16 protein-coding genes are annotated in these 17,096 nt (G+C 70.3%); 10 read left to right on the top strand and 6 right to left on the bottom strand.

Going from position 1 to position 17,096, the window contains the following annotated elements:
• The first annotated feature begins 110 nt into the window (after positions 1-110).
• From ribA to OG2516_RS11835, 3 genes are read left to right on the top strand one after another with little or no spacing between them, the layout of a single operon-like run.
• Complete coding sequence (gene ribA, locus OG2516_RS11845; protein WP_040615171.1) at positions 111-1,190, top strand: GTP cyclohydrolase II; 1,080 nt, start codon at positions 111-113, stop codon at positions 1,188-1,190.
• A gap of 40 nt (positions 1,191-1,230) precedes the next feature.
• Entirely contained in the window at positions 1,231-2,232 is a 1,002-nt protein-coding gene (locus tag OG2516_RS11840) for an LLM class flavin-dependent oxidoreductase (RefSeq protein ID WP_007255916.1), read from the top strand.
• Positions 2,229-2,726, top strand: a complete 498-nt coding sequence (locus tag OG2516_RS11835; protein WP_007255915.1) for a L,D-transpeptidase family protein — start codon at positions 2,229-2,231, stop codon at positions 2,724-2,726. The genes OG2516_RS11840 and OG2516_RS11835 overlap by 4 nt, the downstream gene beginning before the upstream one ends.
• Here OG2516_RS11835 and OG2516_RS11830 read toward each other — a convergent pair.
• Positions 2,723-3,373: a YggS family pyridoxal phosphate-dependent enzyme gene (locus tag OG2516_RS11830; protein WP_007255914.1), complete on the bottom strand. Its 651-nt coding sequence runs from the start codon at positions 3,371-3,373 to the stop codon at positions 2,723-2,725. The two genes, OG2516_RS11835 and OG2516_RS11830, sit on opposite strands and share 4 nt — an antisense overlap.
• Before the next feature lie 231 nt (positions 3,374-3,604).
• Between OG2516_RS11830 and OG2516_RS11825 the strand changes: the two genes are divergently transcribed.
• The 5 genes from OG2516_RS11825 (at position 3,605) to holA (ending at position 9,544) form a co-directional block, all read left to right on the top strand.
• Positions 3,605-4,735: a porin gene (locus tag OG2516_RS11825; protein ID WP_007255913.1), complete on the top strand. Its 1,131-nt coding sequence runs from the start codon at positions 3,605-3,607 to the stop codon at positions 4,733-4,735.
• A gap of 180 nt (positions 4,736-4,915) precedes the next feature.
• A complete protein-coding gene (locus tag OG2516_RS11820; protein WP_007255912.1) occupies positions 4,916-5,392 on the top strand; it encodes a DUF3576 domain-containing protein in 477 nt (158 codons plus the stop codon).
• 72 nt (positions 5,393-5,464) lie between these two features.
• A complete protein-coding gene (gene leuS, locus OG2516_RS11815; protein WP_007255911.1) occupies positions 5,465-8,038 on the top strand; it encodes a leucine--tRNA ligase in 2,574 nt (857 codons plus the stop codon).
• Positions 8,025-8,522, top strand: a complete 498-nt coding sequence (gene lptE / locus OG2516_RS11810; protein WP_007255910.1) for an LPS assembly lipoprotein LptE — start codon at positions 8,025-8,027, stop codon at positions 8,520-8,522. Before leuS ends, lptE begins: the two co-directional genes overlap by 14 nt.
• Entirely contained in the window at positions 8,519-9,544 is a 1,026-nt protein-coding gene (holA, locus tag OG2516_RS11805; protein ID WP_007255909.1) for a DNA polymerase III subunit delta, read from the top strand. The genes lptE and holA overlap by 4 nt, the downstream gene beginning before the upstream one ends.
• An 84-nt stretch (positions 9,545-9,628) precedes the next feature.
• Here holA and OG2516_RS11800 read toward each other — a convergent pair whose 3' ends face one another.
• The 4 genes from OG2516_RS11800 to OG2516_RS11785 form a co-directional block, all read right to left on the bottom strand.
• The gene (locus OG2516_RS11800) at positions 9,629-9,877 is read right to left on the bottom strand and encodes a hypothetical protein (RefSeq protein ID WP_007255908.1); all 249 of its coding nucleotides are present in this window, start codon (positions 9,875-9,877) and stop codon (positions 9,629-9,631) included.
• A gap of 322 nt (positions 9,878-10,199) precedes the next feature.
• On the bottom strand, positions 10,200-10,886 hold the full coding sequence (locus OG2516_RS19020) for a YjbF family lipoprotein (protein WP_007255907.1): 687 nt from the start codon (positions 10,884-10,886) through the stop codon (positions 10,200-10,202).
• Positions 10,883-13,003: a YjbH domain-containing protein gene (locus OG2516_RS11790; protein WP_007255906.1), complete on the bottom strand. Its 2,121-nt coding sequence runs from the start codon at positions 13,001-13,003 to the stop codon at positions 10,883-10,885. Before OG2516_RS11790 ends, OG2516_RS19020 begins: the two co-directional genes overlap by 4 nt.
• A gap of 132 nt (positions 13,004-13,135) precedes the next feature.
• Entirely contained in the window at positions 13,136-14,335 is a 1,200-nt protein-coding gene (locus OG2516_RS11785; RefSeq protein WP_007255905.1) for a TIGR03862 family flavoprotein, read from the bottom strand.
• Positions 14,336-14,372: 37 nt separating this feature from the next.
• On the opposite strand from OG2516_RS11785, the gene OG2516_RS11780 reads away from it, so the two are divergent.
• A complete protein-coding gene (locus OG2516_RS11780) occupies positions 14,373-14,669 on the top strand; it encodes an HNH endonuclease family protein (RefSeq protein WP_007255904.1) in 297 nt (98 codons plus the stop codon).
• A 12-nt stretch (positions 14,670-14,681) separates the two neighbouring features.
• On the opposite strand, the gene OG2516_RS11775 is transcribed toward OG2516_RS11780, so the two are convergent.
• On the bottom strand, positions 14,682-15,431 hold the full coding sequence (locus OG2516_RS11775; protein WP_007255903.1) for an SDR family oxidoreductase: 750 nt from the start codon (positions 15,429-15,431) through the stop codon (positions 14,682-14,684).
• A gap of 126 nt (positions 15,432-15,557) precedes the next feature.
• Here OG2516_RS11775 and OG2516_RS11770 point away from each other — a divergent pair, with 126 nt between their 5' ends.
• On the top strand, positions 15,558-17,075 hold the full coding sequence (locus OG2516_RS11770; protein ID WP_007255902.1) for a DUF2125 domain-containing protein: 1,518 nt from the start codon (positions 15,558-15,560) through the stop codon (positions 17,073-17,075).
• Positions 17,076-17,096 lie beyond the last annotated feature (21 nt).

The following is a 17,096-nucleotide window of genomic DNA, read 5'->3' as shown; positions in this document are numbered from 1 at the left end:
CCACTCACAACGAATGTGGCGCACGTCTCACGAGGTCGTGTCGTGACTTCAGGATTTATTTCAACTTGCCCCCCTGACCACTATTCCAGGCGGAAAACGACGAGGCGCCCATGCGATTCGGCCCTGACATCACCGAGCGGATCGCCCGCGCGCGAGGAGACCTGCGCATGGGCGTGCCGGTCGTGCTCGAGGGCGCGGCGGGCGCGGCGCTGGTCCTGGCGGCCGAGACGCTCGGCCCGGCGCGGCTGGCGGCGGCGCAGGCGCTGGGGCGGCCGGTGCTGGCGATCACCGGACGGCGCGCGGCGACGCTGAAGGCGCGGGCCTACGACGGCGACGTGGCGCGGGTGGTGCTGCCGGCGGAGGCCGACACCGCGTGGATCGCCGCCGTCGCCGATCCGGCCGACGATCTGAGCGCCCCGATGAAGGGCCCGCTGCGCACCGAGCGCGAGGGCGACGCCACGCTCCACCGTGCCGCGATCCGGCTCGCGAAGGCGGCGCGATTGCTACCGGCGGCACTGGTGCTGCCGCTGGCGGATCCGGCGGCACTCGCGGCCGAGGGGCTCACCACCGTTTCAGCCGCCGCCGTGGCGCCCCACGAGTTGTCGCCGTTCGACGAGATCGTCGCCGCGCGGGTGCCGCTGGAGCTGGCGGAGGCGTCAAGATTGCACATCTTCCGCCCCGACGACGGGGCCGAAGAGCACTATGCCATCGAGATCGGCGCGCCCGACCGCGCCAAGCCGGTGCTCAGCCGCCTGCACTCGGCCTGCTTCACCGGCGACCTGCTCGGCTCGCTGAAGTGCGATTGCGGACCCCAGCTGCGGGCCGCGCTGGGGCAGATGGGGCGCGAGGGCGAGGGGATATTGCTCTACCTCAACCAGGAGGGCCGGGGCATCGGGCTGGCCAACAAGATGCGCGCCTACTCGCTGCAGGATCAGGGCTTCGACACCGTCGAGGCCAATCACCGGCTCGGCTTCGAGGACGACGAGCGCGACTTCCGCATCGGCGCGGCCCTGCTGCGCGAGCTCGGCTTCGGCCGGGTGCGGCTGATGACCAACAATCCGGCCAAGGTCGCACGGCTCGAGAGCTGCGGCATCGCGGTGACGGAGCGGGTGCCGCTGAAGGTCGGCGAGACGCGGTTCAACCACCACTACCTCGCCACGAAGGCGAAGAAGTCGGGCCACCTTCTCTGAGCCCCCCGCCGCACCTAGGTGAAGGGCAAGGAGACCCGACATGAAATATTCCGTTCTCGATCTCGCCCCGGTGCCCGAGGGCTCCGACGCGGCGCAGGCCATCGCCAACAGCGTCGACCTCGCCCGCCACGCCGAGGCGTGGGGCTATCACCGCTACTGGATGGCCGAGCACCACAACATGCCCGGCATCGCCAGCGCCGCGACCGCAGTGCTGATCGGCCACGTCGCCGGCGCGACGAAGACGATCCGCGTCGGCGCGGGCGGGATCATGCTGCCCAACCACGCGCCGCTCGCCGTCGCGGAGGATTTCGGCACGCTGGCGACAATCTACCCCGGCCGGATCGACCTCGGCCTCGGCCGTGCCCCCGGCGGCGACCACGCCGTCGCCCGCGCCCTGCGCCAGACTCACGAGACGGCAGAGCGGTTCCCGGAGCACGTGGCCGAGCTGCTCGGCTATTTCGGCCCCGAGCGCCCGGGCGCGGCGGTCCGGGCGCTGCCGGGCGAGGGGACGCACGTCCCCGTCTGGATCCTCGGCTCGTCGCTGTTCGGCGCGCAGCTCGCGGCGCATTTCGGGCTGCCCTACGCCTTCGCCTCGCACTTCGCGCCCGCGGCGCTCGACGAGGCGGTCGAGGTCTACCGCCGCCGCTTCCAGCCCTCGGAGCACCTGCAGAAGCCGAAGTTCATGCTCGCGATCAACGCCTTCGCCGCCGCCACAGACGCCGAGGGCGAATACCTGCAGAGCACGATGAAGCTCGCTTTCGCGCGGCTGCGCACCGGGCAGCCCGGCAAGCTGCCGCGCCCGGTCGAGGACGTTGCCGCCGCGATCGGGGCCGACATGGAGCGGGCCGTCGGGCAGGCGCTGCGGGTGTCGGCGGTCGGCTCGAAGGACAGCGTGCGCGCGCAGCTGCAGGCTCTGATCGACCGCTACGCGCCAGACGAGGTGATCCTGACCGGCCAGATCCACGACCACGCCGCGCGGCTCGAGAGCTTCCGCCTCGCCGCCGAGGCGCTGTCGGAGATCGGCTCGAGCGTCGCCGCATGAGGAGCCCGGCCGACCTCGTGGTCGGGCCCGGAGGGCTCGACTTCCTCGGCCGGCGCTACCCCTGCGTCGTCGGCCGGGGCGGTGTCACCGACACCAAGCGCGAGGGCGACGGCGCGACGCCGCGCGGCACGCACCGGATCGTCGGGATGCTCTACCGGCCCGACCGCATCCCGCCGCCCGCGCCCTGGGCCGAGCCGATCGGGCCGGGCGACCTCTGGTCTGACGAGGCGCAGGACGCGGCCTACAACAGCCACGTCCGCGCCCCCTACCCCTGCTCGCACGAGACGCTGCGCCGGGCCGACCCGCTCTACGACCTCGTGCTCGTGACCGACTGGAACTACGACCCCGCCATTCCCGGCCTCGGCTCGGCGATCTTCGTGCACCAATGGCGCCGGCCAGGCTATCCGACGGAGGGCTGCGTCGCCTTGCGGCGGCGCGACCTGCACGAGATCGCCGCGCGGGTGCTGCCCGGCACGCGGCTGATCGTGCTCTAGGAAGGCCGCGCGCCGAAGATCGCCGAGCCGACGCGCACGTGTGTCGCGCCCTGCGCGATGGCGCGCTCGAAGTCGCCGCTCATCCCCATCGACAGCCCCTCGAGCCCGTTGCGCGCCGCGATCTTCGCCAGCAGCGCGAAGTGCAGCGCCGGCTCCTCGTCGACGGGCGGGATGCACATCAGCCCGCGCACCGGCAGGTCCATGCCCCGGCACTCGGCGATGAAGCCATCGGCCTCACCGGGCAGGATCCCGGCCTTCTGCGGCTCCTCGCCGGTGTTGACCTGCACGAACAGGTCGGGGCAGCGCCCCGTCTCCTGCGCGAGCCGCGCGAGGGTCCCGGCGAGCTTGGGCCGGTCGAGCGAGTGGATCGCCTCGAACAGCTCCAGCGCCTGCCGCGCCTTGTTGGTCTGGAGCGGCCCAAGAAGGTGCACCGCGACGCCTTCGAACTGCGCGCGGAAATCCGGCCATTTGCCGGCGGCCTCCTGCACCCGGTTCTCGCCGAAAAGCCGGTGCCCCGCCTCGAGCACGTCGGCCACCCGGGACTCGGGCTGGAGCTTCGAAACGGCAATCAACTCGACCGCTCCGGCGGGCCTCCCGGCGGCCGACTCGGCTGCGGCGATGCGGGCGCGGATGTCGTCGTAGGACATCGTCCGACTCCTTGTTTCAGCAACAAATTATCCACAGCCCCTCCGTGGCCGGGGCCGGGATCGGCGACCGCTCGAGGGGGGCTGCCGCCTGTGTGGCGTTACTGCATCATTCCGGCCGGTCTGTCCAAGGGTGGAACCCATAGCGCTTGAGTGTGCACGGGGTTCAGCGCAAAGACACTCCCAATGCTAGTGCAACTGGCATTCTCGGGAATGCAAACACGAGGGAATATCATGAAAAGCATCCTCCTCGCTTCCGCTTCGATCGTGGCCTTCACGATCGCGGGTGCGGCTCAGGCCGAAGTCATGTTCGGTGGCACCGCCACCCTGGGCTTCAACGACGACGATGACGACGTCGAAGACGACAACGACGGTTTCTACTGGGATGCCAACATCTCGGTGACGCTCTCCCAGGATCTGGACAACGGCATCACCGCCAGCGCCACCTTCGACTTCGACGTTGCCGACAACAACCTCGGCACCGACCTGATGTCGGCCAACTACCTGCTCGCCCTGACTTCCGAGTTCGGCGGCCTGTACTTCGGCGACACCACCTTCGCTGCCGAGACCTACTGGGTCGCGGCCGGCGACATGGCCCACGACAACTTCTCCAACGCTGACGGCGAGACCGTTCTGCGCGGTGAGGCGACCTTCGGCACCATCACCGGTGGCCTGTCCTACGTCGTGACCGACGCCGGCGGCGACAACGTCGAGCCCGACGAAGTCGACCAGCTGTCGCTGGGTGCCCGCGCCGAGTTCGGCCAGTTCTCGGTCGGCATGGCCTACCAGGAAGAGTCCGACGCGGCCGCCGGTGACGACGTCGCCGACGAGATGGTGTACGATCCCGTCGACGAGAACGGCGACTTCAACACCGACCAGGTCTTCGGTATCTTCGGCTCGACCTCGTTCGCCGGCGCCGACGTCTCCGTCGCCTACGCCCGCAACGTGACCGAAGAGTCCGACTCCACCGGCGTCTCTCTCGCCTACCCGGTCGGCCCGGTCGTGCTCGGCGCGTCCTACGCGTTCAACAGCGACGCGGAGAACAACTTCGAAGTCACCGCCAGCTACGTGAACGGCCCGGTCACCGTGTCCGCCGCCTACGGCGACAACGATGAAGGCACCGACGAGAGCTACGCTGTCGACGCCCGCTACGACGTCGGCTCCGGCCTCGCGGTTCTCGCCGGCTTCTCCGGTGGCGACGGCACCGCCGACAACGACTACTACGTCGCCGGCGAGATGGACATGGGTGGCGGCGCCATGCTGACCGCGTCTTACGCTGTCGACGACGACGACTCCGAAGAGGACGAAATCGGCGCCCCCGAGTTCCAGGAAGGCACCACCGTCGAGCTCACCTTCGAGTTCTGATCGGACCTTCGTCTGACTTACGGATCGAGCGGCCCTTCGGGGCCGCTCTTTTCGTTTCGGCGCGACCTTGCTGCGCCACCTCGAAGCCTTTGCGCCCGCGTGATTCTCCCGAGGCTTGCCCGGCCCCGGACCCTCCGATAGACAAACTGCAGCATCTATTGGCCCTTGGGGGGAGCGACCTTGAATTCTCCGACGAGACTCGTCCGCACCGGCCTCGCGGGGCTGCTCCTCGCCGCCCTCTCGGCCTGCGGCTCCAGCGGCTCGCTCGGCTCGCTGACCGCCCCGTTCGGCTCCATCGGCTCGGCGCCCATGGCGCAGGCCCCGGCCACCCGCCAGGCCAGCCGGATCCGCGGCGGCGAGACGGTCGCGGTCAACCGCTACCTGTGGAACGCATCGCTCGACGTGCTGAACTTCCTGCCGATCCAGTCGGTCGATCCGTTTACCGGCGTCATCGTCACCGGCTTCGGCACGCCTCCCGGCGGCTCCCGTGCCTACCGCGCCACGATCCACGTCTCCGACCCGGCGCTCGACGCGCGGGCCCTAAACGTGGCGCTGGCGACCCGGGCCGGCCCGGTCTCGGCCGAGACCCAGCGCGCCATCGAAGACGCGATCCTCAGCCGCGCCCGCGAGCTGCGCATCCGCGACGGCAACATCTAGAAACCCGGGCCCACCGGAGCTAACACCACGCCGGGCCCCCGCGCCCGGCGCTGTCACGTGAAGGACCCACTCATGTCCCGCTATACCCCGTCCGAGATCGAGCCCCGCTGGCAGGCCGCCTGGACCGAGGCCGAGACCTTCGTCGCCACCCGCGAGGGCGACAAGCCGAAATACTACGTGCTCGAGATGTTCCCCTACCCGTCGGGGCGCATCCACATCGGCCACGTGCGCAACTACACGATGGGCGACGTGATCGCGCGCTACAAGAAGGCGACTGGGCACAACGTGCTGCACCCGATGGGCTTCGACGCCTTCGGGATGCCGGCCGAAAACGCCGCCATGGCCTCGGGCGGCCACCCCAAGGACTGGACCTACGGCAACATCGACACGATGGTCGGGCAGATGAAGCCGCTCGGCTTCGGGCTCGACTGGAGCCGGATGTTCGCCACCTGCGACCCCGAGTATTACGGCCAGCAGCAGGCGCTGTTCCTCGACTTCCTCGACGCCGGGCTGGTCTACCGCAAGAACGCCGTGGTCAACTGGGACCCGGTCGACATGACGGTGCTCGCCAACGAGCAGGTGATCGACGGCAAGGGCTGGCGCTCGGGCGCCGAGGTGGAGCGGCGCGAGCTGACCCAGTGGTTCTTCAAGATCTCCGACATGGCCGACGAGCTGCTCGAGGCGATCGACGGGCTCGACGACTGGCCGGCCAAGGTCAAGCTGATGCAGGCCAACTGGATCGGCCGCTCACGCGGCCTGCAATTCGCCTTCTCCACCGTCGACGCGCCCGAGGGCTTCGACCGGATCGAGGTCTACACCACCCGCCCCGACACACTGATGGGCGCGAGCTTCGTCGGCATCTCGCCCGACCACCCGCTCGCCCGCCACCTCGAGCGCCACGACCCCGACGTCGCCGCCTTCTGCGCCGAGGCCCGGCGCGGCGGCACCACCGAGGAGGCGCTGGAGAAGGCCGAGAAGCTCGGCCGCGACACCGGGATTCGGGTCCGCCATCCCTTCGACACCAGCTGGGAGCTGCCGGTCTACATCGCCAACTTCATCCTGATGGACTACGGCACCGGCGCGATCTTCGGCTGCCCCGCGCACGACCAGCGCGATCTCGACTTCGCCCGCAAGTACGATCTGCCGGTCGTCTCCACCTTCGTGCCCGCCGACGCCGACGCGCACACCCGCCCCGAAGACGGCGGCGGGGCCTACGTGCCCCCGAAGGGCGACATTGTCGACTACGTCAACGGCCTGCGCGCCAAGGGGCAGATGACCGGCGAGGTCGCCGTCGAGCAGGCCATCGCGCTCTGCGAGGAGAACGGCGTCGGCCAGGGCGTGACCAAGTTCCGCCTGCGCGACTGGGGCCTCAGCCGCCAGCGTTACTGGGGCTGCCCGATCCCGGTCGTCCATTGCGACAGCTGCGGCGTGGTGCCAGAGAAGAAGGAGAACCTCCCCGTCCGTCTGCCCGACGATGTGAGCTTCGACGTGCCCGGCAACCCGCTCGACCGGCACCCGACCTGGCGCGACACCAGCTGCCCGAAATGCGGGGCCGCGGCGCGGCGCGAGACCGACACGATGGACACCTTCGTGGACAGCTCGTGGTACTTCGCCCGCTTCACCGCGCCCCATGCCGCCACGCCCACCGACCCGGAGGCGGCGGCCTACTGGATGAACGTCGACCAGTATATCGGCGGCATCGAGCACGCGATCCTGCACCTGCTCTACTCGCGCTTCTTCGCCCGCGCGATGATCGCCACCGGCCACCTGCCGGAGACGGCGAAGGAGCCCTTCAACGCGCTCTTCACCCAAGGCATGGTCACCCACGCGATCTACCAGACCAGGCGGCCCGACGGGCGGCCCGTCTATCACTATCCCGAGGCCGTGGAGCTGCGCGACGGCGAGGCGGTGCTCAAGGAAGACGGCACGCGGGTCGAGGTGATCCCCTCGGCCAAGATGTCGAAGTCGAAGAACAACGTGGTCGACCCCGCCGACATCATCTCGCGCTACGGGGCCGACACGGCCCGCTGGTTCGTGCTCTCCGACAGCCCGCCCGAGCGCGACGTGGAGTGGACAGCCTCGGGCGCGGACGCGACGCACAAGCACCTCGCGCGCGTCTACCGCATCGCCAGCGAGGTCTCCGACGCCCCAGAGGCTGGGCCGAACGGCGCGGACGAGGCGCTGCTCAAGGCGATGCACAAGTGCATCTTCGAGGTCACCCAGGGCATCGAGAGCTTCGGCTTCAACGCCGCCATCGCCAAGCTCTACGCCTTCACCGCGACGCTGCAGAAGTCGGACGCAGGCCGCGAGGCCAAGCGGCAGGCGGCGCGGACGCTGGCGCAGCTCATGGCGCCGATGACCCCGCACCTTTCGGAGGAGATCTGGCACATGCTGGGCGGCGAGGGGCTGCTGGCCGAGCAGCCGTGGCCGACGGCCGACGAGGCGATGCTGGTCGACGACAGCGTCACCCTGCCGATCCAGATCAACGGCAAGCGCCGCTCGGAGATCACCGTCGCCAAGGACCTCGCCAAGGATGCCGTCGAGGCGCTCGTGCTCGAGGACGCGGCGGTGCAGAAGGCGCTGGACGGCGGCGCGCCGAAGAAGCTGATCGTCGTGCCGGGGCGGATCGTGAATGTCGTCGTGTGACGGCCTCTCCCGCCGCCGGGCCCTGCTCGGCGGCGCGCTGCTGGCGCTCGGCGCCTGCGGCTTCACGCCGGTCCACGCGCCCGGCGGCAGTGCCGCGGCGCTCTACGGCACGGTGTCGGTCGAGGCGCCGGCGACGGACGAGGGCTTCCGCCTGCGGGAGCGGCTGATCGAGCGCCTCGGCGCCGCCGACGCCGCCCGCTACCACCTCTCGGTCGACCTCGAGATCCGCGACTCGCCCGTTTCGGTCAGCACCGAGCAGGCGACGACCCGCTACAACCTGCCCGGCGCGGCGGACTTCACGCTGATCGACCGCACCACCGGCGCGCTCGTCGCGTCGGGCCGGGTCGATACCTTCACCGGCTACTCCGCCACCGGCACCGCCGTCTCGACCATTGCCGCCGCCCGCGACGCGCGCGCCCGGCTGGCGACGGCGCTGGCCGACCTGATCGTCACCCGCCTCTACGCGGCGGCCCCGGCCCGATGAAGCTGGCGCCCCGCGACGCGACGGCCTACTTCCGCTCTCCCGATCCCGCGCGCACCGGGCTGCTGATCTACGGCCCCGACGCCATGCGCATCGCCGCCAAGCGCCAGCAGGTGCTCGCCGCGCTGCTCGGGCCGAACGCCGAGAGCGAGATGCGCCTCGCCCGAATCCCCGCCTCCGAGCTCCGCAAGGATCCGGCCGCGCTGCTCGACGCTGTGAAGGCGCAGGGCTTCTTCCCGGGCCCGCGGGCGGTGCTGGTCGAGGAGGCGGCGGACGGGCTCTCCACGACGCTCTCCGCGGCGCTGAAGGAGTGGTCGGCGGGGGATGCGCAGGTGATCGTCACCGCCGGCCAGCTCACCGCCCGCTCCAGCCTGCGCAAGCTCTTCGAGAGCCACCCCAGCGCCTATGCCGCCGCCATCTACGACGATCCGCCGGGCCGCGACGAGATCGCCGGGATGCTCAAGGACGCCAGCCTCTCCGACGTCGCGGGCGAGGCGCTCGAGGCCCTCGCCGCGCTGGCGCGCGAGCTGCCGCCGGGAGACTTCCGCCAGACGCTCGAGAAGCTTGCGCTCTACAAGCTGGGCGCGACCGAGCCGGTGAGCGTCGAGGAGGTCGCGCTGATGGCCCCGGCCTCGTCGGAGGCGGGCGTCGACGCGGTGCTCGAGGCGGTGGCGAGCGGCGCGACCGAGTCGATCGGCCCGCTGCTGCGGCGGCTCTACGCACAGGGTGTGCAGCCGGTGACGCTCTGCATCGGCGCGGTGCGCCACTTCCGCATCCTGCACACGGCCGCCTCCGATCCCGGCGGTCCGGGCAGCGGCGTGGCGCGGCTGCGGCCGCCGGTCTTCGGTCGGCGCCGCGACCGGATCGTGCGGCAGGCGCAGCAGTGGGGCGTGGTGAAGCTCGAGGCCGGGCTGTCGATCCTGACGGACACCGACTTGCGGCTGCGCTCCGTCTCCGCCGCTCCCGCGCAGGCGCTGATGGAGCGCGCGCTGATCCGCCTGGCGATGCTCGCCCGGCCGCGCTGAGCACGCGCCAGCCCTCCCCCGAAAAGCAGAAAGGCGGGCCCGAGAGCCCGCCTTTCCAGATGTCTTGGCCTTGCGGCGCGACGATTACTCGTCGGTCGCGGTCGCGGTGCCGTCGGACTCATCGTCCTCAGCAGCGGCGAGAGCGGCGATCAGGGCCAGCGGGACCAGAACCGCAGCGGCACCGCCGCCGAGGGAGCCGAGCGAGCCCGTCGGAGCGACCGGGGGCGGCAGCGGCGCCGGGGGAACGACAACGATGCCGTCGTCAAAACCGCCAGCGGTGGCGGCCCCGGACACGGCGATCAGAGCCGCGGCGATAAGGGAGGTGATGCGCATTTCTACAAGTCTCCAGCAGCTAGTCTAGTTTGGTTCAAGGGCGAGCACGGAACGCGCCCAATCGGGGTTGGTTTCAGTTGGGCTTAGTTACAGAGCCAGTTCGTGTTCACAGCGCCACCACTCGGCGATCCGAGCGCCAGAGACCCCTGATCGTCCGGTGATGTACCGGCAGTGGCCGCAACATCAGAAACGACCATGAGTGCCGCTGCGATGTTGTTAGTAGTGCGCATGCTATTCAGCTCCAGCAAGTGCTTGTCCATCAGACCCAAAGCTTGTTTACCGTTCGGATGCCCGAAACTCAAGCTATATCCGCTACTTCCACCTAGAGGCGGTTGGTGTCAAGATAGCCGACAGGCGGTGAAATGAGCTGGCGCGACTTCCTGACAACACCTGTTTCGTCGAGCCAGTAGCTGTTGGTGAAGGCCTGCGAACCGCGCTCGCAGCTTTCGGTAAACTTAACAGACGCGTAGGTCCTGTCATATATGGCTATTTCTTCCGTTCCGGCGACGTCGACTCGGCAGGAATAGTCGAAGCGGACGATCTGATCGTTGCCGTCAAGATATTCGTGCACCCGGGTCGCAGCCCCCCCACCCTGACGCATTGCTGCAACGGTTCCAGAAACATCGGCCGCCATGAGGTCGGGCCCGAGGCCGCGCGTGGCGACGAGCATGCCGCTCTCGAAAGTCACGGAGATTCCGTCCTCGCTGAGCCAGGTCCGCTCGGGGCCGTTCTGCCCGGCCGGCTGAATCAGCGCGAAGGTGTCGCGCGAGGGAATCGAGGCGAGGATGAACTCGCGCCCGTCCGCCGCGAGCGCCGTCATGTCGAGCGCGGGGGCCGCCGTGGCCTCGGCGGCGGGCGCGGTGCTGCTGCTGCCGCCGTCGAGGCCGAACCTCGCCAGGAGCCCCTGTCCGACCCCGGTGACGATCTCGCTGCTGCCTTCGTAGCGGGGACCGCAGGCCGCGAGTGCCGCGAGCGCGCCGCCGAGCAGCGCCAGGTGGATGCCGTTCATCGCAGGAACCTCCCCCAGGTCTCTTCCAGCACCGGGACATGGCCTTCGCGCACCGTCTCGTAGAGCCGCCCGTCGACGTTGAGCCGCGCGCCGCCGTCGCGGCCGAGCGAGGAGATGCGGTTGTCGCTGGTCTCCATCGTCGGGGTGCCGAGGATCCAGTCGATCGGGATCTCCACGCTGAGGCCCTTGTCGAACGAGCCTTCGCCGAAGTCCTCCGCGCTGACGTTGGTCCGGGTCACGTATGCGCCGACGCGCCAGCCGTTGGCGAACTCGCGATTGACGGTGACCGTCGCGCCGTAATCGCCGGCGAGGTAGCGGCCGACGTCGAGCTGACCGGTGAAGCCGCTGCCCAAGTCGTAGTAGGCCGAGGCGTGGCCGGTGACGACGTCGTAGTCGCGGAAACCGAGACCGAGATCGTAGTCGCGCTTCACCGCGTAGTTGACCTCGGCGCCCAGCGCGAGGCGACTGTCGACGGGCTTCCAGAGCAGCTCCGTCGAGATGCCGCCGAACATCGTTTCCAGGTAGCCGACGGTGACGCGGCTGTAGAGGTTCTGTCCCGGACGGCCGTAATGGGCGAGGGTCAGGCGGCTGAGCGACGGGTCGCCCTGCCGGATGTATTCCGCCGAATCGGTGCGCACCTGCGGCAGGTTGCTCTCCGCAACGCTGTCGGCGTCGTCGCGATTGCCGAGCACGCGCTTGCGCACGCTGCCCGACAGGATCAGGTTCGGGCGGATGCGGTAGTCCGCCGAGGCCTGCACGCCGACCTCGAGCGCCACGGGCTGGGCGATGTCGAACAGGCGCTGGCCGAAGTAGGGCCCGATCCCCCACTCGAAGCGGGGCCGCGGATCCGGCACCTCCACGAGGCCCGCATTGGTGCCGGCGGCATCGCGGAAGACGGTGTTGGCGAAAATCGCGTCCGAGCCGCCGACCTCGTTCTCGTAGCGCTCGAGGTCGGAGCGGCGCACGGTGACGGACGACAGGGGGATGCCGTTGCGCACCGGCTCGAGGGTAAAGTTCTCGATGGAGGGCGGCAGCGCGGCGGTGAGGATGCGCGACACCCGTCCCATGGCCTGCGCCTCGGCGCGGTAGCGGGTGTTCTCGTAGCGCACCCGGATCGTCCGGTCCTGCAGCTCGATCCCCTGCACGATCTGGCCCTCGCTCTCGAGCGCCGTGGTGACGCCGGAGCGGATGAGCTCTTCGGGAACGATGCTGCGGTTCCACGTCGCCGCCGCCGCCGCACCCGCGGCCCGCGCCGAGACCGGCAGCGGCGCGGGTTCGCGGCCGCCGTAGGTGGGGCGCTCATTGGCGTTAATCGTGAAGGTCGCGCCGAAGCCGAGCGTCGAGCCGTTCAGATAGGCGAGCTGCAGCGCGTATTCCGGCCGCGGCTGCCACGTCAGGCCGAAGTTGAACGGCGTCTCGTGGTCGAAGGTGCCGCCCGCGGTCTCGCGCTCGTAGCCGTCGGAGGAATACTCGACGGTGCCGGTGAAGTTGTCGCTGAAGCGGTACTCGACCCCACCGAACAGCGCCGCCGGTCCCCGGAAGAACAGCCCGTCGGAGATCTGGCCGCCTTGCTTGTAGAACGCCTCGTTGGCGACGGGCCGGTTCTCCAGCTCGTCGCTGAACACCGCGAGCGGGTTGTCGAAGCCGCCCTCGGTGGCGAAGCGGCCCCAGCCGAGGCCGGCGGTGACGCGCAGGTTGTCCGACAGGTGCTTCGTCGCCGCGAGGTATTCGCCCGAGTAGCGGCCGGTGCCGAGGAAGTCCTGCAGGCCGAGGGTCAGCGCGGGGACGTAGCGGCCTTCGTCGAGCAGCCGGAAGCGGACGTCGAAGCTGCGATCGTAGGTGGTGGGGCGGCCGACCCCGAAGAACTCCTCGATCCGGCTGTAGCGGAAGCTGCCGGAGATGCGCGGCGTGACCTGGAAGCTGAGCGTGAAGCGCTGCTGGTCGTCGTAGCCGCTGACGGAGGCGCTGATCTGCCCCTCGGGCTCGCTGAGGCCCGTGGGCATGTCGATCAGGCCGGGTGTGCCGAAGAGCGTGTAGCTCGGTTGCCAGTCGGACTGGGCCAGGGCCGGCGAAGCCAGCGCGAGCCCCGCCAGGATGGTCGTCGTCTTCAAGTTCATGTCGTCCCCCGCCGTCCCAAAGACACTTGTCCGGCTGATACGTGTTGCTGCGCCCGGGCGGAACCGGGCGGTTCGCGCCCTGCTATCAATTGCGGCGATGTTGCGCCACAGGCGCGTGCGAGGCAACTGCCGTCACCGCGCCCGCGCCCATGCGGCGGCAGACCGCCCGGCATGGCGTCCGGTGGCGAGGCAGGCGGTGATGAGATAGCCCCCCGTCGGCGCCTCCCAGTCGAGCATCTCGCCGGCGACGAAGCTGCCCGGCCGCCGCCGCAGCATCAGCCCCTCGTCGAGCGCCTCGAAGCGCACGCCCCCGGCGGTCGAGATCGCCTCGTCGAGCGGGCGCGGTCCGGCGTGGCGCACCGGCAGCGCCTTGAGCAGCGGCGCGAGGTCGTGGGGCAGCGGGCGGGCGAATTCCTGCAGCAGCGCGCGGGGGCCGGCGTCGAGGTTGAGCACCTTGCGCAAGTGGTTGCTGACGCTGGTCTTGCCGCGCGGCCGGGCCAGCCGGACGCGAATCTCGTCGAGCGACAGGTCGGGCAACAGGTCGAGCGTCAGCTCCGCCCCCTCGCGCACGGCCCGGCTGACCGCATAGATGCCGCCGCCCTCGAGGCCGCGCCGCGAAATGACGAACTCGCCGCGCCCGCTGGTGTCGCCGGCGCTGAGGGCGCACCCCTTCACGGGGGTGCCGAAATGGCGCTCCATCAGCGGCGACCACTCGACCGCAAGCCCGACGTTGGCCGGCGCGAACGGCGCGAGCTCCTCGGCCTCGAACCGATCGGCCCACGCGCCGTCGGAGCCGAGCCGCCGCCAGCTCGCGCCGCCCATGGCCAGCACCGTCACCCGTGGCGTCAGGCTGCGCGCACCCTCGGGCGTGTCGAAGCCGACGCCGCCGCCGGCCTCCCAGCCGGTCCAGCGCCAGCGCCGCGCCAGCCGCACGCCGAGCCCGTCGAGCCGGCCCAGCCAAGCGCGCAGCAGCGGCGACGCCTTCATCGCGCGTGGGAACACCCGGCCGGTGCTGCCGATGAAGAGCGGCTGGCCCAGCCCTTCGGCCCAGCTCATCGCCGCCTCCGGACCGAACCCGTCGAGCGCCGCGGCGAGCGCCGGCGGGCGCGGGCGGTAGGCGGCGTCGAAGCGGGGGCGCGGCTCGGACTTGGTGAGGTTGAGCCCCGACTTGCCGGCCATCAGCAGCTTGCGCGCCGGCGAGGGCATCGCCTCGGCCAGCAGCACCGACAGACCCGCCGCGCCCAGCGCCTCGGCCGCCATCAGCCCCGCCGGCCCGGCGCCGACGACGACGGCCTCCGGGGCGACGAGGGGGTTGTCAGACACGTAGCTCACGACACTCTCCTCGGATGAGCGGCGCAACGGAGGCGCGATGGACGACGAAGACCCGATCTGCGGCCTCTGCGGCCGCCCGATCCCGCGCGACGCGCCGCAGAGCCTGCACCATCTCGTGCCGAAGCTGAAAGGCGGCAAGGGCGGCCCGACGGTGCTGCTGCATCACCTCTGCCACCGCGAGATCCACGCCACCCTGAGCGAGGCGGAGCTGGCGCGGGACTACCACACGCTCGAGGCGCTGCGGACGCATCCGCGGCTGGCGAAGTTCGTGGCGTGGGTGCGCAAGCGGCCGCCCGGCTTCCGCTCGCGGGTGCCGGGCAAGCGGCGGCGGTAGCTGCGGCCACGGTCAGATCAGCCCGATGGTCCGGCGCACCTCCTCGTCGCGCAGCGAGATGTCGTCGCCGAGCCAGGGGTCTGCCGCCGAGGAGCACATCCAGACCAGCGCGCGGGCCGGCCAGTCGGGCGGGATGTGGTCGGACCAGTCGAGCTGGCTGACGCGGTTGATGCCGCTGGCCTTGATCTCGCGCTGCATCTGCGTCGCCACCGTCCCCGGCGACAGGCCCAGCGCGCGGATACCGCGCTCGCGGTACTCCTCGTCGGCCATGCGGGTCATCATGTAGGCGCCCGCCTTGGAGGCGCAGTAGTGCGACCACGCCTCGACCGGCCCGTGCGCCGCGCCGGAGGAGACGGTGAGGATGGTGCCGCCGCCCTGTTCCAGCATCACCGGCAGCGCCGCGCGCATCCCGTAAAAGACGCCCTTGAGGTTGATGTCGATCGCCGCGCCCCAGCTCTCGGGGTCGGCCTCGTCGATGCGGGCGATGGGCTCGATCACGCCGGCGTTGCCGACGAGCACGTCGAGCCGCCCGAAGGCGCGCACCGTCGCGTCGACCGCCTCGGCCACCTCCCAGTAGCGCGCCACGTCGCAGGGGATCGCCAGCGCCGAGTCGCCGATCTCGCCCGCCAGCTCGACGATCCTGTCGCCGTTGCGCGCCAGCAGCGCGACCCTGGCGCCGGCCTCGGCGAACGCCCGCGCCGCGGCCTCGCCGATGCCCCGGCTCGCGCCGGTGACGAGCACGGTTCTTCCTGTCAGATTCATCCGCCGATCTCCTGCCATCTTCCGCCCCGCACGTTGTCCGGCTAGGCTTCGCCTCAAGTTCCCCTACCTTGACCCAACCCGGCGGGCCGGGGAACCTGATAAGGGATTTTCAACAGGGAAGGGTCCATGATGGCCACATTGAAGACATTCGGAGGCGCGGCGCTGGCCGCACTGCTCGGCAGCACCGCCGCCTTCGCCGACGTCACCGCGCAGGAGGTCTGGGACGACTGGAAGGCGCAGATGGAGATCTACGGCGACGGCGCCGTCACCGTCGGCAGCGAGACGATGAAGGGCGAGACCCTGACCGTCGAGGACATCACCGTCCGGTTCGCCGACGAGGAGGCCGTCGTCACCGCCGAGATCGGGCCGATCCTGCTGACGACCAACGAAGACGGCACCGTCAGCGTCGAGCTGCCCGGCGAGAGCCCGGTGACGATCGAGACCAACCCGGTCTACGGCGAGCCGGTGGAGATGCAGCTCACCTTCACCCAGGAAGCCGCGATGATGACCGTCAGCGGCGACCCGGACGCGATGACCTACGACCTCGTCGCCGCCAGCTACGGCATCCGCGTCGACGACATCAGCGACAGCGGCGAGGTCAACCTCAACGCCGCCGAGGCCACCCTGTCGAACATCGAGGCGACCTACAGCTCGGTCACCAACGGGCAGCTGCGCAACCTCGACTACGACTTCTCCGCCGAGAGCCTCTCGGCCAACGTCGACGCCGAGGAGCCGGGCGGGCCGGGGCTGTTCAAGTTCTCCGGCGCCATCGACGCGCTGCGCACCAACGCCTCCATCGTGGTGCCGGTCGAGATGGACATGGACGCGCCCGAATCGGCGTTCGTCGACGGGTTGTCCTTCGAGGGCGGCTACAGCTTCGGCAGCAACAGCTACGTCTTCGAGCTCAACGAGGGCGAGAACCGCGAGACGTCCGGCGCCGTCACCGCCTCCGGCGGGGAGCTGTCGATCGCGATGAGCTCGGCGGGCTTCAGCTTCTCCGGCGGCGCCACCGAGCCGTCGCTCGAGCTGTCGTCCTACGACTTGCCCTTCCCCGTGTCGGTGTCGGCCGCCGAGTACGCCTACGGCATCTCGGTCCCGCTCGCCGCGGGCGACGCGCCGCAGCCGTTCGGGCTCAGCCTGCTGCTCGACCGGCTGGCCATCGGCGAACCGCTCTGGGGGATGATCGACCCGGCCGCCAGCCTGCCGCACGACCCGGCCACGGTCCGGCTCGACCTGACCGGCATGGTCAACCCGCGCTACGACGTGCTCGACCCGTCGCAGATGCCGCAGATGATGTCGGACGACCTGCCCGCCGATCTCACCGAGCTGTCGCTGAACGACCTGACCGTCAGCGTCGCCGGGGCCGAACTGATCGGCTCGGGCAGCTTCACCTTCGACAGCAGCGACCTCGAGACCTTCCAAGGCTTCCCGGCCCCGACGGGCGAGCTGACGGTGCGCCTCACCGGCGCGAACACCCTGATCGACAAGCTCGTCGAGATGGGCCTGCTGCCGCAGGAGCCGGCGATGGGCGCGCGGATGATGATGGGGATGTTCGCCAAGCCGGTGGGCGACGACCAGCTCGAGACCAAGCTCGAGATCACCGGCGATGGGCAAATTATCGCCAACGGCCAGCGCATCCAGTAAGCTCCTGAGAGAGTGTCGAAT

Source organism: Oceanicola granulosus HTCC2516 (assembly GCF_000153305.1).
Lineage (GTDB): Bacteria > Pseudomonadota > Alphaproteobacteria > Rhodobacterales > Rhodobacteraceae > Oceanicola > Oceanicola granulosus.
Note: the sequence above shows the minus strand (reverse complement) of the source record. Positions and strands in the feature narration are given on the sequence as shown.

Excerpts from the sequence above, each read along its gene's own strand:
- ribA (WP_040615171.1), top strand. The coding sequence starts at position 111 with ATGCGATTCGGCCCTGACATCACCGAGCGGATCGCCCGCGCGCGAGGA.
- OG2516_RS11840 (WP_007255916.1), top strand. The coding sequence starts at position 1,231 with ATGAAATATTCCGTTCTCGATCTCGCCCCGGTGCCCGAGGGCTCCGAC.
- OG2516_RS11835 (WP_007255915.1), top strand. The coding sequence starts at position 2,229 with ATGAGGAGCCCGGCCGACCTCGTGGTCGGGCCCGGAGGGCTCGACTTC.
- OG2516_RS11830 (WP_007255914.1), bottom strand. The coding sequence starts at position 3,373 with ATGTCCTACGACGACATCCGCGCCCGCATCGCCGCAGCCGAGTCGGCC.
- OG2516_RS11825 (WP_007255913.1), top strand. The coding sequence starts at position 3,605 with ATGAAAAGCATCCTCCTCGCTTCCGCTTCGATCGTGGCCTTCACGATC.
- leuS (WP_007255911.1), top strand. The coding sequence starts at position 5,465 with ATGTCCCGCTATACCCCGTCCGAGATCGAGCCCCGCTGGCAGGCCGCC.
- lptE (WP_007255910.1), top strand. The coding sequence starts at position 8,025 with ATGTCGTCGTGTGACGGCCTCTCCCGCCGCCGGGCCCTGCTCGGCGGC.
- holA (WP_007255909.1), top strand. The coding sequence starts at position 8,519 with ATGAAGCTGGCGCCCCGCGACGCGACGGCCTACTTCCGCTCTCCCGAT.
- OG2516_RS11800 (WP_007255908.1), bottom strand. The coding sequence starts at position 9,877 with ATGCGCATCACCTCCCTTATCGCCGCGGCTCTGATCGCCGTGTCCGGG.
- OG2516_RS19020 (WP_007255907.1), bottom strand. The coding sequence starts at position 10,886 with ATGAACGGCATCCACCTGGCGCTGCTCGGCGGCGCGCTCGCGGCACTC.
- OG2516_RS11790 (WP_007255906.1), bottom strand. The coding sequence starts at position 13,003 with ATGAACTTGAAGACGACGACCATCCTGGCGGGGCTCGCGCTGGCTTCG.
- OG2516_RS11780 (WP_007255904.1), top strand. The coding sequence starts at position 14,373 with ATGGACGACGAAGACCCGATCTGCGGCCTCTGCGGCCGCCCGATCCCG.
- OG2516_RS11775 (WP_007255903.1), bottom strand. The coding sequence starts at position 15,431 with ATGAATCTGACAGGAAGAACCGTGCTCGTCACCGGCGCGAGCCGGGGC.
- OG2516_RS11770 (WP_007255902.1), top strand. The coding sequence starts at position 15,558 with ATGATGGCCACATTGAAGACATTCGGAGGCGCGGCGCTGGCCGCACTG.